This is a genomic window from Janibacter sp. UYMM211, assembly GCF_040547045.1.
In the GTDB taxonomy this organism is placed as follows: Bacteria; Actinomycetota; Actinomycetes; order Actinomycetales; family Dermatophilaceae; genus Marihabitans; species Marihabitans melonis.
The window spans coordinates 253,191-269,025 of sequence record NZ_JBEPOY010000002.1 but is presented as its reverse complement, the minus strand read 5'-3'; the positions used below and the strand labels follow the sequence as shown (position 1 = coordinate 269,025).

The following is a 15,835-nucleotide window of genomic DNA, read 5'->3' as shown; positions in this document are numbered from 1 at the left end:
TCGCCCACGGACGACGACGCACGGCTGCGGGGTGCCGCTCGCTCAGTCGTCGATGCCGATCTCGTGGTGGTCCGGCGCGAGGTGGTCGCGGATCGCGGCCATCGCCTCGCCGAGCACCATGAGCTGCTCGTGGTCGAGGACGTCGACGAGCCGCGCACGCACCGAGGCCGCGTGCCTCGGCGCGAGCTCGAGGAGAGCACGCATGCCGGCGTCGGTGAGCATGATGTCGACACCGCGGCCGTCGTCGTGCGAGCGCTCGCGCCGCACCCACCCGCGGCGCTCGAGCCGGCCGGCGGTGTGGGTGACGCGGCTGCGCGACTGGATGATCGTGTCGGCGAGCTCGGACATCCGCATCCGGCGCCCGGGTGCCTCGGAGAGCATGGAGATGAGCTCGTACTCGGTGAGCTGGCAGGTGCCGCCGAGGTCGTCGTCGAGCGCCTCCTCGAGCAGCCGTGACCCGCGCAGGTAGGCCCGCCACGCCAGCTGCTCGTCGTGGCGCAGCCAGGGGTCTCGGGCCGGGCTCATCTGCGCATCATGCCAAGTCGCGACGCAGCACGTCCGCCACCTCGAGGGCGAAGTACGTGAGCACGATGCCCGCGCCCGCCCGTCGGATGTGCATGACGGACTCCATGATGCTGCGCTCGCGCTCGATCCAGCCACGCTCCGCGGCGGCGACGAGCTGGCTGTACTCGCCGGAGATCTGGTAGGCGGCGACGGGCACGGGCGACATCGCCGCGGCGGCGGCGATGACGTCGAGGTGCGGGCCGGCCGGCTTGACCATGACGATGTCGGCGCCCTCGGCGATGTCGAGCTCGAGCTCGCGCACCGACTCGGTCGCGTTGGCCGGGTCCTGCTGGTAGGTCGCCCGGTCACCGGTGAGCGAGGACTGCACCGCCTCGCGGAAGGGCCCGTAGAGAGCGGAGGTGTACTTCGCCGAGTACGCGAGGATCGACACGGAGGTCAGGCCCTCGCGGTCGAGGACCCCGCGCACGAAGCCGACCTGGCCGTCCATCATCCCGGACATGCCGAGGACGTGGCTGCCGGCGCGGGCCTGGGCGAGGGCCATGTCGGCGTAGCGCTCGAGGGTCGCGTCGTTGTCGACGACGACCGAGCCGTCCGGGCCCTGGGCGAGCACCCCGCAGTGGCCGTGGTCGGTGAACTCGTCGAGGCAGAGGTCGGTCATGACGACGAGGGAGTCGCCGACCGCGTCGACGACCGCGCGCGTCGCGACGTTGAGGATGCCCTCGGGGTCGTCGGCGCCCGAGCCGCGGGCGTCCTTGTGCTCAGGCACGCCGAAGAGCATGATCCCGCCGATGCCGGCGGCGACGCACTCACGGGCGAGCTCGACGAGGCTGTCGACCGTGTGCTGCTGCACCCCGGGCATGCTCGAGATCTCGACCGGGGCGTCGATGCCCTCGCGCACGAAGGCGGGCAGGACGAGGTCGGCCGGGTGCAGCCGGTGCTCGGCGACGAGCCGGCGCATCGGGGCCGAGACGCGCAGCCGGCGCGGCCGTACGAGGATCGGGTCGACCTCCCCGGAGGGGGCGCTCATCCCTTCGCCTTGGCCCGGCGCCGCGACGTGGACTGCACGCGCTCGCTCGGACGGCGCACGGGCTCGCCGTCGGCGACGGCCGTCGCGATGAGGCCGCGGGCGTGCTCGGCGAGGTCGTCGACGAGGGTGACGGCGCTGGCCTCGCTCGCGACGACGTCGACGCGCAGCCCGAGCTCTTCGGCGGTCTTCGCGGTCGCGGGGCCGATGCACGCGACGACGGTGCTCGGGTGCGGCTTGCCGGCGATGCCGATGAGGTTGCGCACCGTCGACGACGACGTGAAGGCGACGGCGTCGAAGGCGCCGGCCTTGATCGCGTCGCGGATCGGCGCGGGCGGCGGGGCGGCGCGCACGGTGCGGTAGGCCGTGACGTCGTCGACCTCCCAGCCCATGTCCTGCAGCCCGGCGACGAGCGTGTCGGTCGCGATGTCGGCGCGGGGCAGGAAGACCCGGTTGATCGGGTCGAGCACCTCGTCGTACGGCGGCCACTCGGCGAGCAGACCGGCCGCGGACATCTCGCCCTCGGGGACGAGGTCGGCGACGAGACCCCAGTCGAGCAGGGCCTGGGCGGTCGTGCCGCCGACGGCCGCGATCTTCAGACCGGAGAAGGCGCGGGCGTCGAGCCCGATCTCCTCGAACTTCTCGCGCACGGCGCGCACGGCGTTGACCGAGGTGAAGCCGACCCACTCGTAGCGGCCGGTGACCATGCCGCGCACGGCGCGCTCCATGGCCTGCGGGGTGCGCGGCGGCTCGACGGAGATCGTCGGCACGACCTCGCTCGTCGCGCCGTAGTCGCACAGGCGCTCCTGCATCGAGCCGGACTGCTCCTTCGTGCGCGGCACGAGCACCTGCCAGCCGAAGAGCGGCTTGGTCTCGAACCACGACAGCTGCTCGCGCAGGTCGACGGGCGGGCCGACGATGGCCAGCGCCGGCACCTCGAGACCGGCGAGCAGACCGGGCGCGTCGGCGAGGGTGCCGGTGACGGTGGCCTGACGGGTCGTCGTGCCACGCTCGGTGACGGCGACCGACGTCGTCACGGGGCGACCGCTCTCGCGCAGCGCGACGAGGGCGGCGCCGAGGTTGTCGGGGGTGCCGAGCAGCACGACGGTGACGTCGGGCGCGACGGAGCCGGACAGGTCGGGGACCCGGCCGCTCGTCACCGAGACGACGTGGATGCTCGTCGCCGCGCCGGTGGTGAGGGGGACGCCGGCGTAGGTCGGCACGGCGCTCACCGCGGAGACGCCCGGCACGACCTCGTAGTCGATGCCGGCCTTGGCCAGGGCCTTGGCCTCCTCGGCCAGGCCGTTGAAGGTCGCGGGGTCGCCGTCCATGAGGCGCACGACGTGGCCGCCCTTGTGGGCCTTCGCGGTCCGCACGACGAGCTTGGCGCGGGAGGCGTGGGTCAGCTGCTGGCCGTGCTCGCCGTGACCGGCGTCGACGACCTCGACGCCCTCGGGCAGGTGCGCGGCGACGAGGTCGTCGCGGGCGGAGGTGTCGATGATCACCGCGTCGGCCCGACCGAGGTGACGCACCGCGGCGAGGGTGAGCAGCGAGGGGTCGCCGGGCCCGGCCCCGACGAAGGTGACGCTCGCGGGGCGTCGCGAGGCGGCGCTGGCGGGGTCGGGCTGCTGGGTTGCGCGGGGGCTCACTGTGCACTCTCCGTGGAGCTGGTGGGGTGGTCGGTGGACGAAGGGGTGGTCGGCCCGACGTCGGCGATGTCGCCGGCGCCGTCCGCCAGGAAGATCTCGGCGAGCTCGCGCCCGATGCGATCGGCCTCGTGGGCCGGGCCGGTCAGCGAGCGCCGCAGGTCGTGCTCGCCGTCGAGCGAGGCGACGACGGCGCGCATGGAGATCACCGCGCCGTCGACGTCGTCGACGACCTCGGCCAGGGCCCCGACCGGCGCGGCGCAGCCGGCCTCGAGACGGGCGAGGAGGGCGCGCTCGGCGGTGACGGCCGCGCGGGTGTCCGGGTCGTCGAGCGGCGCGAGGGCCGCGATCGTCGCCTCGTCGTCCTCGCGGCACTCGACGGCGAGGGCGCCCTGGCCCGGCGCGGGGAGCATCTGGATGGGGTCGAGGTGCTCGGTGACGACGTCGGTCATGCCCAGACGCGTGAGCCCGGCGGCGGCGAGGACGACCGCGTCGACCTCGCGCCCGACCATGTCCAGGCGGCGCCCGACGTTGCCCCGGATGTCGCGGAAGTCGAGACCGAGGCCGAGGGCCGCGAGCTGGGCCCGACGGCGGGGCGAGCCGGTGCCGACGACCGAGCCCTCCGGCAGCTCGCCGAGGGTGAGCCCGTCGCGGGCGACGAGGCTGTCGCGGGGGTCGACCCGGGGCGGGATCGCGGCGATGGTCAGGCCCTGCTCGGGTGCGGTCGGCAGGTCCTTGAGGGAGTGCACGGCGACGTCGACCCGGCCGTCGCGCAGGGCGTGGCGCAGCGCGGAGGCGAAGACCCCGGTGCCGCCGAGCAGGCTCAGCGGAGCGCTCGTGACGTCACCCTCCGTCGTGATCTCGACGATCTCGACGTCGTGCCCGGCCGCGCGCAGCGCGTCGGCGACATGGCCGGTCTGCGTCGTCGCGAGGGCACTGCGACGGGTCCCGATCCGCAAGGTCACGACAGCTCGCTCCCGTGCAGGTCGAAGAGGGCCCGGATCGCGTCCTCGTACTCGACGATGCGCCCGTCGATGGCCATCTCCTTGACCCGCACCGTCGGGCGGTGGAGGAGCTTCTCGACGACCCGGTGGATGGCGAGGTGGACCTCGGCGCGCTCGGCGTCGGTGAGGTCGGGCGTGCGCTGGTCGACCCGCTCGAGCTCACGGGTGACGACCTCGGCGGCCGCGGCGCGGATCGCGGTGACCGTCGGGGCGGCGACCTGCGCGGCGCGGTCGCTGAGGTGGCGGTGCACGGCGTCGGCGACGACACCGCGCGCGGCGCTCACCTCGGGCAGCTCGGTGCCGCGGCCGAGGGCCTGGCCGAGCTCGGCGAGCCCGAGACGGGTGACACCGCGCAGCCCGCCGACCTCGACGGCCACGTCGTGGGGCATCGCGAGGTCGAGGTAGACCTGCGCGCGACCGGAGCGGGCGACCTGCGCGTCGGCGGCGGCGGCGAGGTCGACGACGAGACCGGTCGAGCCGGTGCACGAGATGACGACGTCGGCCTGGGCGAGGGCGGCCTCGATCTCGGCGATCGGGCGGGCCTGCGCGTCGAGCCGGGCGGCGAGCGAGACGGCCCGCTCGTGCGTGCGGTTGACGACGGTGATCGAGCCGGCGCCGAGGCGCGAGGCGGTCGTCGCGGCGAGCGAGCTCATCGAGCCCGCCCCGACGACGAGCACGTCGAGCCCCTCGACCGCGCCGAGCAGGTCACGGGCGAGCTCGAGACCGACCTCGACGAGGGAGCGTGAGACGCGGTCCAGGCCGGTCTCGGTGCGCACGCGCTTGCCCGTGCGCAGGGCCTGCTGGAGCAGGTGGTTCAGAGCCGGGCCGGCCGCGCCGCTGTCCTGCCCGACGGCGAGCGCGTCGCGCAGCTGCGCGACGATCTGGGCCTCGCCGACGGCCATGGAGTCCAGCCCGGCGGCGACGTTGAAGACGTGGGCGACGGCGGCCTCGCCGTACTGGAGCTCGAGGTGCTCGACGAGGTCGTCCTGGGTGACCCCGGTGACACCGGTGAGGGCGGTGGTGAGATCGGCGACGGCGCCGTGGAAGGCGCTGACCTCCGCGTAGACCTCGGTGCGGTTGCACGTCGAGACGACGACGACCTCGCTGATGTCCGGGCTCTCGAGGGCCGACTCCGTGAGCCGGGCCGCGACGTCCTGGCCGAGCGAGACCCGCTCGAGCAGCTGGATGGGCGTGCGGTGGTGGTTGAGACCGAAGACGACGGTGCTCATCGGGCGACCTCCAGGTCCGCACCGGGGCCGGTGCGGCGCTGCTCGTGGTAGGCGAGGATCTGCAGCTCGGTCGCGAGGTCGACCTTGCGGACCTGCACGTGGTCGGGCACCGAGATCACGCCGGGGGCGAAGTTGAGGATCGAGGAGAAGCCGGCGGCGACGAGCTGGTCGGCGACGTCCTGCGAGGAGGCGGCGGGGGCGGCGATGACGCCGATCGCGGCCTGGCCGCCCTCGGTGAGGCTCGGCAGCACCTCCATCGGCTGCACGACGAGGTCGCCCACCCGCTGGCCGACGAGCGCGGGGTCGCGGTCGAGGACGGCGACGACGGTGAAGCCCTGGGGCGCGAAGCCGCCGTACGAGGCGAGCGCGCGGCCGAGGTTGCCCATGCCGATGATGGCGACCGGCCAGTCCTGGGTGAGGCCGAGGGCCCGCGAGATCTGGTAGCGCAGGTGGCCGACGTCGTAGCCGACGCCGCGCACGCCGTAGGAGCCGAGGTGGCTGAGGTCCTTGCGCAGCTTCGCGCTGCTCACCCCCGAGCTCGTCGCGAGCTCCTCCGAGGAGACCGAGCCGACGCCCTGCGCCACGAGCCCGTCGAGTGCCCTGAGGTACCCGGGCAGGCGCGCCACGGTCGCGTCGGGGATCCCGCGCTTGGCTGCGCTGGTGGCGGTCACGATCGACTCGCTGCTCCTCTCTGCGCCGCGAGCACAGGTGGCGCGAGCGGCGACCAACTCAGGCTAACGGCTTGTGAACATTTGCACAAAGTCACGACGACCCGTGGTCGTGGCCACGCCCGAAGGGGTGGGCGGGCTCCCCCTTCGGGCCCGTCAGGACCGCTCGAGGGCCGCCCGGAGGCGGGTCTCGTCGACCCGCCAGTAGTCGTGCTGCGCCCCGTCGACGAAGGTCACCGGGACCTCCTCCGAGTACCGGGCGAGCAGCTCGGGGTCGCGGTCGACGTCGACGACCTCGACGTCGAGGTCGTGCTCGGCGGCGACCCGGCGCACGGTCTCGAGCGCGACGACGCACAGGTGGCACCCCTCACGGGTGACGACGGCCAGGCGACCGGCAGGAGCCCAGGCCATCAGAAGAAGACCGAGCGACGGGTCATGAGCACGGAGTACAGCGTCTGCTGGATCGTCTCGCGCACCTGGTCGGTGAGGTCGAAGACGAGCGCGGGGTCGTCGGCGGCCGTCGGGCCCAGGCTCGCGGTGTCGACGGGCGGGCTGAACTCGATGATCCACTTGCTCGGCAGCGGCACGAGGCCGAGCGGGCCGAGGAGCGGGAAGGTCGGCGTGATCGGTGCGTACGGCGCGCCGAGCAGCCGGGCGAGGGTCTTGGCGTTGCCGACCATCGGGTAGATCTCCTCGGCCCCGACGACCGAGCACGGGATGATCGGCACCTCGCTGCGGATCGCCGCCGCGACGAAGCCGCCCCGGCCGAAGCGCTGCAGCTTGTAGCGCTCGCGGAAGGGCTTGCCGACACCCTTGAAGCCCTCGGGCCACACCCCGACGAGCTCGCCGGAGGTCATGAGGCGCTCCGCGTCCGGGTTCGTCGCGAGCGTCGCGCCGGTCTTGCGCGCGAAGTCGCCGACGACGGGCAGCGCGAAGACGAGGTCGGCCCCGAGCATGCGCAGGAAGCGGTGCTGCGGGTGCGCGTCGTGGATCGCCAGCTGGGTCATCACCGAGTCGAGGGCGATGGTGCCGGAGTGGTTGGAGACGACGAGCGCGCCGCCGGTGGCCGGGATGTTCTCGATGCCGCGGACCTCGACGCGGAACCACCGGTCCTTGAGCAGGCGCAGCACCGGGAAGGCGGTGTGCAGGGTGAAGTCCTCGTCGAAGCCGAAGTCGTCGACGCTGTAGTCGCCCTGGACCCGGCGGCGCAGGAAGGACAGGACCTCGCCGAGTCGGCGCTCCCACTCCTCGCCCGCCGCGTTGCTCACCGCCCCGCCGATGGTGCGCGACGCGACCTGGCCGGCCGAGAGCGCGACGGAGAGCAGCTCGGCGACGCCCGGGGCGAGCGCGGTGCCGCTGCTCGGGGTGCCCTCGGCGGGTGCCGACGCGGGCGAAGGGGTCGTCGGCGCGGTGGCCACGCGCGGCCTCGGGGTCGTCGTGCGCCGGGGGCGACGGGTGCCCGTGCCCTCGCCGTCGACGACGCGCAGGGCCGGGGCGCCCGCGGCGCGGGTGGTGCTGCGCGTCGTGCGGGCCGGTCGCGACGCCCCCTTCGTCGTCCCTGACGTCGGGGCGGAGCCGCCGACCGCGGCGGCCGGGCGGCTCGCCCGGCGGGAGGCGGTCGGGCGCGAGGCCGACGACGCGGTGGTCTTCTTCGTCGGGGGCGCCGTCGTCTCGCTGCCGGCGAGCAGGGGGGTCGAGCGGCGTCGGGCCCGCTCGCCGCCGGCGCGCTCGGCCGCCGCGGCGACCGCGGAGCGCGGGGCGGCGGTCTTCGTGGTCGACGCCTTCTTCGCGGTGGGCTTGGGGGCCGTGGTCTTCTTCGCGGCGGCGGTCTTCTGCGTGGTGGCCTTCGTCGCGGCAGCGGTCTTCCGCGTGGTGGTCTTCTTCGCGGCGGCAGTCTTGCGCGTGGTGGCCTTCGTCGCCGCCGTCTTCTTCGCGCTCTTCGCGGGCGTCGCAGCCCGAGCGGTCTTCTTCGTCGTGCTCGACGGTGTGCGCTGCGCCATCAGTCCTTCTTCCCGGGGCGGTCGATCACGGCCATGGCGCGCTCGGCGGCCTCGGCGGCCCGCCAGCTCGAGCGGGTGCCCCCGCCGGGCAGCACCATCCGGTGCCGCAGGGTCTGCGCGAAGGACTCGAAGGCCTCTCGCGTCGTGTACCGCGGCTCGAAGTGCAGCTCGCGGCGCATCTTCGTCGTGTCGAGACCGCGCCCGAAGGCGAGCAGGTCGAGCTGGTCGACGCTCGCGTCGACGACCCCGGCGCGCTGGAGCGCCCCCGCGACGAGACCGGTGCCGATGCGGGGCACGGGGACGAAGGGGCGACCGGCGATGTTCGCGGCCTGGCTGGCGGTGATGATCCCGTCGCCGGCGATGTTGACGCTGCCGACGGCGGGTGCGGTCACGGCGTGCGCGAGGGCGTCGGTGACGTCGTCCTCGTGGACGAACTGCAGACGCGCGTCGTAGCCCAGCGGCAGCGGGACGACCGGCAGCGAGAAGTGGTCGGTCATCGCCGTGCGCACCCGGGGCCCGATGACGTTGGCGAAGCGCAGCATGGTGATCTCGACGTCGGGGCGGCGGCGGGCGAAGCCCCGCACGTAGCCCTCGACCTCGACCGAGTCACGGCCCCAGCCCCCGGAGGGCAGCCGGCGTGCCGAGTACTCCTCGCGGAACATCGCGGGGTCCTTCGGGCTCGACCCGTAGATCGCCGCCGTCGACTTCACGACGAGACGACGCAGCGCGGGCGCCTTCTGGCAGGCCGCGAGGAGCTGCATCGTCCCGATGACGTTGATCTCCTTCTGCGTCGTGCGCCCGCCGCTCGCCGCCGGGGTGGCGATGACCGCCATGTGCACGACCGTGTCGACGTCGTGGTCGGCGATGATCCGCGCGATGAGCGGGCTGCGGATGTCGGCCCGGACGAACTCGGCCCGGCCGATGCCGTGGTGCGGGGGCACGACGTCGACGCCGATGATCCGCCCCACGGACTCCTCCGCGCTCAGCCGGCGGGCGTAGGCGCCTCCGAGGTGGCGGGACACCCCGGTGATGAGCACGGTGCTCGCCACGGATCACTCCTTCTGGTCGACGTCGCGTCGAGCGTAACCAGCGGCACGCCGCGATGTGCGCCGCGCGCGGGCACGGGCTGGGTGAGTCGTCCCACCCCAGGTGCGCGAAGGGGCCCCGACCGGCGGTCGGGGCCCCTTCGGGCGCTCACTTCTTGTTGCGGCGCTGGTGACGCGTCTTGCGCAGCAGCTTGCGGTGCTTCTTCTTCGCCATCCGCTTGCGGCGCTTCTTGATGACAGAACCCATGCAACGTCCTTCGTGGTCGGTCGGCCGCCGTGAGGCGACCTCTGGTGCTCCTCGGCCGGCGGCGGTGCAGGCGCGCGATGTGCTGCAGCACGCCGTGCCGACCGGTAGTCGTGAGAGTCGGTCGCCAAGCCTATCCGGCCCCGCTCCGTGCCCCAAACGTGGGGCCGCGACCGGTCCCCCTTCGCTCAGGCGGTCTCGACGAAGGAGGAGTCGAGGTAGTCGTTGACCGCGTCCTGCGGGACGCGGAAGGAACGACCGACGCGCACGGCGGGCAGCTCGCCGTTGTGGACCATCCGGTAGACGGTCATCTTCGAGACCCGCATGATCGAGGCCACCTCGGCAACAGTGAGGAATCGGACCTCACTGAGTCGGTCGTCGGACATCTGGCCACCTCGGTCTCTGCACGGTCGTAGCGTTGGCGCACGTCACCAACGGACGGCTACGTCCTGTGCAGGGTAACCATAGGGGCACATGTGACGGCTGGGAAGTGGGTGTGAGAAATCGGTGGGCCCATGTCCACCCGACACGCCGTGGAGCGCCGAGAAAGTCCCGGTGGGATCGGGCGGTCAGTCGACCCAGACGTCGAGACCGTGCGCGGGGAAGACCGCCTCGCGGGTCGCCATGATCGCCCGGTCGACGTCGCTGTGCGGGTTGTAGCCCATCGACCACGGCTGCACCCAGATGGGCAGCTCGCCCGCGGGCAGGTCACCCATCGTGCGCGGCGGCTCCGAGCCGGCGACCTGCAGCACGTGCTCCGCGTACTCCTGCGGGACGCTCGTCGCGGGGTCGACCGGGGCGTGGGCCGCGATGGCGGTGAGATGGGTCCAGGCCCGGGGCACGACGCTGACGAGGTCGTAGCCGCCGCCGCCGAGCGAGATCCACCGCCCCTCGCTCACCTCGTGCGAGAGACGGTGCATGAGGACCATCGCATGCCGCTGCGCGTCGAGCGAGAGCGCCATGTTCGACAGCGGGTCCGCCTCGTGGGTGTCGCAGCCGTGCTGGGTGATGAGCACCTGGGGCTGGAAGGCCCGCACGACGGGGATGATCGCCGAGGAGATCGCCCGCAGCCACGGGGAGTCGCGCACGCCGGGCGGGAGCGCGACGTTGACCGCGCTCCCCTCCGCGGCCGGGCCACCGGTGTCGGCCGGCCAGCCGGTGCCCGGGAAGAGCGTGCGACCGGACTCGTGCACCGAGCAGGTGAGCACGCGCGGGTCGTCGTAGAAGATCTCCTGCACGCCGTCGCCGTGGTGCACGTCGACGTCGACGTAGGCGACCCGCTCGACGCCCTGGTCGAGCAGCCACTGGATGGCGACGGCGATGTCGTTGTAGATGCAGAAGCCCGAGGCCCGGTCGCGCATCGCGTGGTGCATGCCGCCGGTGAAGTTCACCCCGTGCTCGGCCTCTCCGCGCCACACCCGCTGCGTGACCGCGAGCGTGCCGGCGACGATCCGGGCGCTCGCCTCGTGCATCCCGGCGAAGGCCGGCACGTCGTCGGTGCCGATGCCGAAGGTGGTGTCGGCGAGCGAGGGGTCGGCCGCGAGCTGCTCGACCCGGCGCACGTAGGCGGGGTCGTGGACCGTCAGCAGGGTCTCGTCGTCGACGACGCCGGGGTCGATGACCTCGACGTCGTCGAGCACGCCGAGGGAGCGGGCCAGCCGCGCCGTGAGGTCGATGCGCAGGGGCGCCATCGGGTGACCGACGCCGAAGTCGTACCGCGTGAAGTCCTGCCCCCAGACCACGCACGCCTGTGTGCTCATGCGCGGCACGCTACCCGCACTAGGCTCGGCCCGGATCACGCACCTATGGAAGCGGAGGACGCCGTGGGCAGGCTGCGGCTGCACAACGAGGACATCCTCGTCATCGGGCTGGGTCGCTTCGGCGGCGCTGTCGCCACCGAGCTGCACCGGCTCGGCAACAGGGTGACCGCCGTCGAGCTCGACCACGAGCTCGCCGAGTCCTACCTCGGACGGGTCGGCAAGATCGTCCAGGGCGACGCGACGTCGGTGACCTTCGTCGAGGAGCTGCGCCCGCAGGACTTCTCGGCCGCCGTCCTCGGTGTGGGGTCCTCGGTCGAGACCTCGGTGCTCGCCGCGGTCAACCTCATCGACGCGGGCTGCCCGAAGGTGTGGGCGAAGGCGGTGAGCCCCGAGCACGCGCGCATCCTCGACCGGATCGGCGTGCAGCAGGTCCTCTCCCCCGAGATCGAGTCGGGGCGCCGGACGGCTCACCTCATCGGCGGCAAGCTCATCGACTACATCGAGTTCGACGACGGCTTCGCCATCGTCAAGATGCTGCCGCCGCAGGAGACCATCGGCTTCACGCTCGAGCAGTCGGCGATCCGCAGCAAGTACGGCGTGACCGTCGTCGGCGTGAAGTCGCCGGGCGAGGACTTCACCTACGCCAAGCCCGACACGAAGGTGCACTCGGGCGACACGCTCATCGTCAGCGGCCCGACGACCCTCATCGACCGGATGGCCGCACGGCCGTAGGGATCTCGCGTCAGCCGACGCGGGACGACGAGGACGAAGGGGGTGTCAGCCCCGGTCCTCGCCGAGCGGGAGGACCATGGCGATCTCCTCCTCGCTGTCGCCCTGGACGCGCATCGGACGACGCTTGTCGGAGGGGCGGAAGCCGAAGCTGCTCGCGAAGGCGACGGCGCGGGCGTTGTCCGTGCCGACCCAGTAGAAGACGTGGGTGAGACCGCGGCCGGTGGCCTCCTTCGCGGCCTCGCGCACGAGCGAGGCGGCGACGCTGCGACCGCGCCAGTCGGGGTCGACCCACAGGCCGAAGAGCTGGCCGACCTCGTCGGAGCCGGACTCCGGGGCGGCGCCCAGGCTCACGACGCCCACGGCGTCTCCGTCGACCTCGGCCAGCAGCCGCTGGCTGCGGGTCATCCGCTCGCGCCAGAAGTCCTCCGGCTCGTCGGACTCCTCGGCGTGCGTCGCGACGAAGGCATCCGGAGATTCTTCGAGCGCGGCCAGACGGACCTGACGGTAGGTCTCCCACTCGTCCTCGGTCAGCGCGCGCACGGTGATCTCGCTCATGGGCCCTACTCTGTCATGCCGCGACGAAGGGGGCCTGGGCAGTCACCGGAAGTTCACATGGCGGGCGGCGAGAGCCGGTGCGCCATGGTGATCTCGCAGATGTGCGGGTGCGTGCGCGACGCCCCGCCCTCCCCCGTCGGCTCGAAGCCCAGGCGCGAGTACGCCCGCGCCGCACGGGCGTTCGCCTCCGCCACCTCGAGGAGCACCCGTTGCAGACCGGCACCGCGCGCGTGCTCGAGGAGGGCGCCGACGAGCTCGTCGGCGACCCCGCGCCCTCTGGCGTGCGGTGCCACCCACATGCCGACGAGCCAGCTCTCGTCCGGCGCCTGGTCAGGGGCGTGCCACAGGGTCACCAGACCCACGGGCAGGACGTCGCCGGTGGCACCGGTCTCGTGCGCGACCCAGGTCGTGCCGGCCGCGCGCTCGCGCCACAGGGACTCCGGGTAGTCGCGCTCGCGGGCGTAGGTGCTGCCGAAGGCGAGGGGCGCGTCGAGCAGCATCGCCAGGCGCAGCGCACGCAGGTCGGCCCAGTCCTCCTCGCGGGTGCGCCGGACCGTCATCGACCGGCGGAGCGGTCGGTGCAGGCGCGCACGGCCCGGGCGAAGGTCTCGCGCAGGCCGCCCGCCTCGAGCTCGCGCAGCGCGGCTGCGGTCGACCCGCCCGGCGAGGTCACCTGGGCGCGCAGGAGCACGGGCTCGAGGTCGCTCTCGCGCATCATCGACCCGGCGCCCAGCGCGGCCTGGACGGCGAGGTCGGTCGCGATCGCCCGCGGCAGGCCGCCCGCGACGCCGGCGTCGACGAGCGCCTCGACGACGAGGTAGAAGTAGGCCGGCGCCGAGCCGGAGAGCGCGGTCGCGACGTCCTGCTGACCCTCGGGCAGCACGACCGAGCGACCCGTCGGGGCCAGCAGTGTGCGCACCGCGTCGAGCTGGTCGTCGGAGACGTCGTCGCCCACGGAGAGCACGGTCATGCCCTGACCGACGCGGGCCGGCGTGCTCGGCATGCCGCGCACCGCGGCCACGCCGTCGAGGAGCGCGCCGCGCAGGTCCGCGAGGCTGATGCCCAGCGCGAGGCTCACGACGACCGACCCCGGGCGCAGCGCGTCGTGCAGCGGGCGCAGCAGGTCGAGGACGTCGTAGGGCTTGACGGTGACGAGGTGCACGTCAGCCTCCGCCGCGGCCTCCTCGGCGCCGACCGCGCGGACGCCGTCCCGGGAGTCGAGCTCGGCCGCCTGGTCCGCACGCCGGACGACGGCGAGGACCTCGGGGTCGTGCGGCTCCCGGGCGGACAGCAGCCCGTCGAGGATCGCGCCCCCCATCGAGCCGACGCCGTAGATGGCCGCACTTCGCTGCTCAGTCACCCGGGCAGCGTAGTGGCGGCCCGCTCACCCCTGCCCGCCGAGGACCCCGACGAGCCGGCGCAGCGTCGCGGGGCGCTCCGCGAGGTCGGCGAGGTAGTCGTACCACTCGCGCCCGTAGGGCACGAGCACGCGCACGGTCTGCCCGGCGTCGGCGGCGAGGACCTGCCGCTCGGGCTGGGCGCCGAGGTACATCTGGTACTCGATGTCGTGCGCCCGGCCGCGGTGCTCGGCGAGCGCGTCGGTCACCTCGAGCAGCGCCGGGTCGTGCGTGGCGACCATGGGGCGCGGGCCGGCGGCGATGAGCGTGCTGAGGCAGCGCACGTAGGCCAGGTCGGCCTCGTGACGGTCCGACCACGCCGTCCGGGCGCTCTCGCGCGGTCCCCCGCGCACGAGCCGCACGGGGATGCCGAGGTCGCTGAGCCGGGCGCAGTCGTGCTCGCCACGATGACGGCGGGCGAGCACCGAGACCCGCAGCGGGAGCGGCTGGGAGCTCGCGGCCCACATCGCCTCGACGCACCCGTGCAGGTCGTCCTCGTGCTCGGTCGCTGCGGTGCGCAGGGTGACGCCGACCCCGCCGTCCGCGGCCCGGCCGACGACCTCCTCGAGCGCGGAGCGCACGGTGCTCGTCGGGTGCGACCCCAGACCGAGGGCGGCGGGCACGAGGACGACGCCGAGCGGAGAGGTGGCGCGAGCGTCCCCCTTCGCCGCGGTGGCCGCAGCGACCGCCTGGAGCGCCCGGGCGAGGGCCTCGCGGCGCGTGGCCTCGTCGACCACCGGGCGGCACAACGGCTGGATCGAGGCGCGCCGACCGGTCGTGCCGAGGCCGAGGGCGACCTCGACCGCCTGGTCGACCTCCGGGCCGGCGACGAAGCGGTCGCGGGCTGCGACGAGCGGCGCCGAGCGCTCGAGCCGACGACGCACGGGCGCGGTGGTGAGGACGTCGAGCACGGCGCCGCGGGCCGGGTCGAAGCCCACGGGCGTCACGCCGGCGGCTCCGTGTCGGACACCGTCGGCTCGACGCCGGCCGGCACGTGCAGGCGGTAGGCCGCGGGCTGCACGCGCCACGTCGTGCGCAGCACCGGGTCGAGCAGCTCGCCGTCGGCGTTGACCCCGAAGTGGCGACCGGTCATCGACTCGACGCGCACCTCGGATCCGCGCAGCCGACGCACGCCCTCGAGGCTCCCGTGCCGTCCGGACTTCAGGCGCAGCGCGTAGCGCAGCCGCTCGGCGCGGGTGCGCGCCTCGGCGATGACGACGTCGCCCAGGCCGTCGCCCGGCGCCGCCCCGGGGGCGAGCTCGGCTCCCCCGCCGATGCTCGTGCCGTTCGCCATGCCGACCTGCATGAGTCGCGTCTGCCCGTCGCTGACGACCGTGCCGTCGACGGTGACCCGCAGCTTCCACCCGCCCTTGCGGGCGCCCGCCATGACGCTGCCGACGACGTACCCGAGGGGGCCGAGGCCGACCCGGCCGAGGCGCTCCTTCCACGGCTTGGCGAGCCGCCCGGCCTCGTCACCGGCGCCGACGTGCACCGCGTTGACGATCACGCGGTCGGCGTCGTCGCGGATGACGTCGATGGGGCGCAGCGGCCCGTCGAGGACGATGCCCGCCGCCGCCCGCACGTCGGTGGGGATCGAGACCGCCCGGGAGAAGTCGTTGCCCGTGCCGAGGGGCACGAGGCCGACGACGGGAGCGGTGTCGTCCTCGGGGTCGAGCCGGTCCTCGAGGCACAGGGCTGTGAGCACCGCGTGCAGCGACCCGTCGCCCCCGCAGACGACGACCTCGGCGTCCTCGCGCGCGGCGAGGGCGCTCGTGAGGTCGTCCATCGACGAGGTCCGCACGACGTCGACGTGCGCCCGCTCGGCGAGCACCTGCCGCGCCGTCTCGACGACGTCGTCCTGGCTCGTGCCCGCGGCGTCGTTGACGATCATGAGGAGTCGGCGCATGAGCGCAGCCTAGGGGCGCCGCCGGTACAGGCCCATGGCACCTCGACCCCGACCATGGGAAGGAAGCGTCGACCTCGGGAAGGAACAGTTCCTTCCCGA

18 protein-coding genes are annotated in these 15,835 nt (G+C 73.8%); 1 reads left to right on the top strand and 17 read right to left on the bottom strand.

Going from position 1 to position 15,835, the window contains the following annotated elements; all coding sequences use genetic code 11:
• Positions 1–42: 42 nt before the first annotated feature.
• The 12 genes from ABIB53_RS06410 to ABIB53_RS06355 form a co-directional block, all read right to left on the bottom strand.
• Positions 43–525 (bottom strand): MarR family winged helix-turn-helix transcriptional regulator, encoded by a 483-nt coding sequence (locus tag ABIB53_RS06410; RefSeq protein WP_191681020.1) that lies wholly within the window; start codon positions 523–525, stop codon positions 43–45.
• Positions 526–532: 7 nt separating this feature from the next.
• A complete protein-coding gene (gene hemB / locus ABIB53_RS06405) occupies positions 533–1,552 on the bottom strand; it encodes a porphobilinogen synthase (RefSeq protein ID WP_354587560.1) in 1,020 nt (339 codons plus the stop codon).
• Positions 1,549–3,198: a bifunctional uroporphyrinogen-III C-methyltransferase/uroporphyrinogen-III synthase gene (locus ABIB53_RS06400; protein WP_354587559.1), complete on the bottom strand. Its 1,650-nt coding sequence runs from the start codon at positions 3,196–3,198 to the stop codon at positions 1,549–1,551. The genes hemB and ABIB53_RS06400 overlap by 4 nt, the downstream gene beginning before the upstream one ends.
• Entirely contained in the window at positions 3,195–4,160 is a 966-nt protein-coding gene (hemC, locus tag ABIB53_RS06395; protein WP_191681017.1) for a hydroxymethylbilane synthase, read from the bottom strand. Before hemC ends, ABIB53_RS06400 begins: the two co-directional genes overlap by 4 nt.
• The gene (locus tag ABIB53_RS06390; RefSeq protein WP_068273122.1) at positions 4,157–5,428 is read right to left on the bottom strand and encodes a glutamyl-tRNA reductase; all 1,272 of its coding nucleotides are present in this window, start codon (positions 5,426–5,428) and stop codon (positions 4,157–4,159) included. Before ABIB53_RS06390 ends, hemC begins: the two co-directional genes overlap by 4 nt.
• Positions 5,425–6,099: a redox-sensing transcriptional repressor Rex gene (locus ABIB53_RS06385; RefSeq protein ID WP_354587558.1), complete on the bottom strand. Its 675-nt coding sequence runs from the start codon at positions 6,097–6,099 to the stop codon at positions 5,425–5,427. The genes ABIB53_RS06390 and ABIB53_RS06385 overlap by 4 nt, the downstream gene beginning before the upstream one ends.
• 153 nt (positions 6,100–6,252) lie before the next feature.
• On the bottom strand, positions 6,253–6,507 hold the full coding sequence (locus ABIB53_RS06380) for a glutaredoxin family protein (RefSeq protein WP_068273119.1): 255 nt from the start codon (positions 6,505–6,507) through the stop codon (positions 6,253–6,255).
• The gene (locus ABIB53_RS06375; RefSeq protein WP_354587557.1) at positions 6,507–8,096 is read right to left on the bottom strand and encodes a lysophospholipid acyltransferase family protein; all 1,590 of its coding nucleotides are present in this window, start codon (positions 8,094–8,096) and stop codon (positions 6,507–6,509) included. Before ABIB53_RS06375 ends, ABIB53_RS06380 begins: the two co-directional genes overlap by 1 nt.
• Positions 8,096–9,145: an NAD-dependent epimerase/dehydratase family protein gene (locus ABIB53_RS06370; RefSeq protein WP_354587556.1), complete on the bottom strand. Its 1,050-nt coding sequence runs from the start codon at positions 9,143–9,145 to the stop codon at positions 8,096–8,098. Before ABIB53_RS06370 ends, ABIB53_RS06375 begins: the two co-directional genes overlap by 1 nt.
• 145 nt (positions 9,146–9,290) lie before the next feature.
• Positions 9,291–9,389, bottom strand: coding sequence for a 30S ribosomal protein bS22 (locus ABIB53_RS06365; RefSeq protein WP_003792170.1), 99 nt, complete (start codon positions 9,387–9,389; stop codon positions 9,291–9,293).
• Between the two features lie 185 nt (positions 9,390–9,574).
• Positions 9,575–9,772 (bottom strand): helix-turn-helix domain-containing protein, encoded by a 198-nt coding sequence (locus tag ABIB53_RS06360; RefSeq protein WP_068273117.1) that lies wholly within the window; start codon positions 9,770–9,772, stop codon positions 9,575–9,577.
• Between the two features lie 183 nt (positions 9,773–9,955).
• Positions 9,956–11,146, bottom strand: coding sequence for an acetoin utilization protein AcuC (locus tag ABIB53_RS06355; protein ID WP_354587555.1), 1,191 nt, complete (start codon positions 11,144–11,146; stop codon positions 9,956–9,958).
• Between the two features lie 45 nt (positions 11,147–11,191).
• On the opposite strand from ABIB53_RS06355, the gene ABIB53_RS06350 reads away from it, so the two are divergent.
• Positions 11,192–11,878: a potassium channel family protein gene (locus tag ABIB53_RS06350; protein ID WP_191681011.1), complete on the top strand. Its 687-nt coding sequence runs from the start codon at positions 11,192–11,194 to the stop codon at positions 11,876–11,878.
• A gap of 45 nt (positions 11,879–11,923) precedes the next feature.
• Here the strand turns inward: ABIB53_RS06350 and ABIB53_RS06345 are convergent, their stop codons facing one another.
• Genes ABIB53_RS06345 through ABIB53_RS06325 form a run of 5 tightly spaced genes read right to left on the bottom strand, consistent with a single transcriptional unit; the run spans position 11,924 to position 15,736 of the window.
• Positions 11,924–12,433 (bottom strand): GNAT family N-acetyltransferase, encoded by a 510-nt coding sequence (locus ABIB53_RS06345; RefSeq protein WP_123091270.1) that lies wholly within the window; start codon positions 12,431–12,433, stop codon positions 11,924–11,926.
• A gap of 53 nt (positions 12,434–12,486) precedes the next feature.
• Positions 12,487–12,993 carry a GNAT family N-acetyltransferase gene (locus tag ABIB53_RS06340; RefSeq protein ID WP_083968510.1) on the bottom strand — a complete coding sequence of 169 codons (507 nt, stop codon included), beginning with the start codon at positions 12,991–12,993 and terminating at the stop codon, positions 12,487–12,489.
• Positions 12,990–13,793, bottom strand: a complete 804-nt coding sequence (gene proC / locus ABIB53_RS06335) for a pyrroline-5-carboxylate reductase (protein WP_354587554.1) — start codon at positions 13,791–13,793, stop codon at positions 12,990–12,992. The genes ABIB53_RS06340 and proC overlap by 4 nt, the downstream gene beginning before the upstream one ends.
• 24 nt (positions 13,794–13,817) lie before the next feature.
• Positions 13,818–14,777, bottom strand: a complete 960-nt coding sequence (locus ABIB53_RS06330) for a hypothetical protein (protein ID WP_354587553.1) — start codon at positions 14,775–14,777, stop codon at positions 13,818–13,820.
• Positions 14,774–15,736, bottom strand: a complete 963-nt coding sequence (locus tag ABIB53_RS06325; protein ID WP_354587552.1) for a diacylglycerol/lipid kinase family protein — start codon at positions 15,734–15,736, stop codon at positions 14,774–14,776. Before ABIB53_RS06325 ends, ABIB53_RS06330 begins: the two co-directional genes overlap by 4 nt.
• Positions 15,737–15,835 lie beyond the last annotated feature (99 nt).

Bases quoted from the DNA above. Each gene is read 5' to 3' on its own strand.
- ABIB53_RS06410 (WP_191681020.1), bottom strand. From the start codon at position 525: ATGAGCCCGGCCCGAGACCCCTGGCTGCGCCACGACGAGCAGCTGGCG.
- hemB (WP_354587560.1), bottom strand. From the start codon at position 1,552: ATGAGCGCCCCCTCCGGGGAGGTCGACCCGATCCTCGTACGGCCGCGC.
- ABIB53_RS06390 (WP_068273122.1), bottom strand. From the start codon at position 5,428: ATGAGCACCGTCGTCTTCGGTCTCAACCACCACCGCACGCCCATCCAG.
- ABIB53_RS06380 (WP_068273119.1), bottom strand. From the start codon at position 6,507: ATGGCCTGGGCTCCTGCCGGTCGCCTGGCCGTCGTCACCCGTGAGGGG.
- ABIB53_RS06375 (WP_354587557.1), bottom strand. From the start codon at position 8,096: ATGGCGCAGCGCACACCGTCGAGCACGACGAAGAAGACCGCTCGGGCT.
- ABIB53_RS06365 (WP_003792170.1), bottom strand. From the start codon at position 9,389: ATGGGTTCTGTCATCAAGAAGCGCCGCAAGCGGATGGCGAAGAAGAAG.
- ABIB53_RS06360 (WP_068273117.1), bottom strand. From the start codon at position 9,772: ATGTCCGACGACCGACTCAGTGAGGTCCGATTCCTCACTGTTGCCGAG.
- ABIB53_RS06355 (WP_354587555.1), bottom strand. From the start codon at position 11,146: ATGAGCACACAGGCGTGCGTGGTCTGGGGGCAGGACTTCACGCGGTAC.
- ABIB53_RS06350 (WP_191681011.1), top strand. From the start codon at position 11,192: ATGGAAGCGGAGGACGCCGTGGGCAGGCTGCGGCTGCACAACGAGGAC.
- ABIB53_RS06345 (WP_123091270.1), bottom strand. From the start codon at position 12,433: ATGAGCGAGATCACCGTGCGCGCGCTGACCGAGGACGAGTGGGAGACC.
- ABIB53_RS06340 (WP_083968510.1), bottom strand. From the start codon at position 12,993: ATGACGGTCCGGCGCACCCGCGAGGAGGACTGGGCCGACCTGCGTGCG.
- ABIB53_RS06325 (WP_354587552.1), bottom strand. From the start codon at position 15,736: ATGCGCCGACTCCTCATGATCGTCAACGACGCCGCGGGCACGAGCCAG.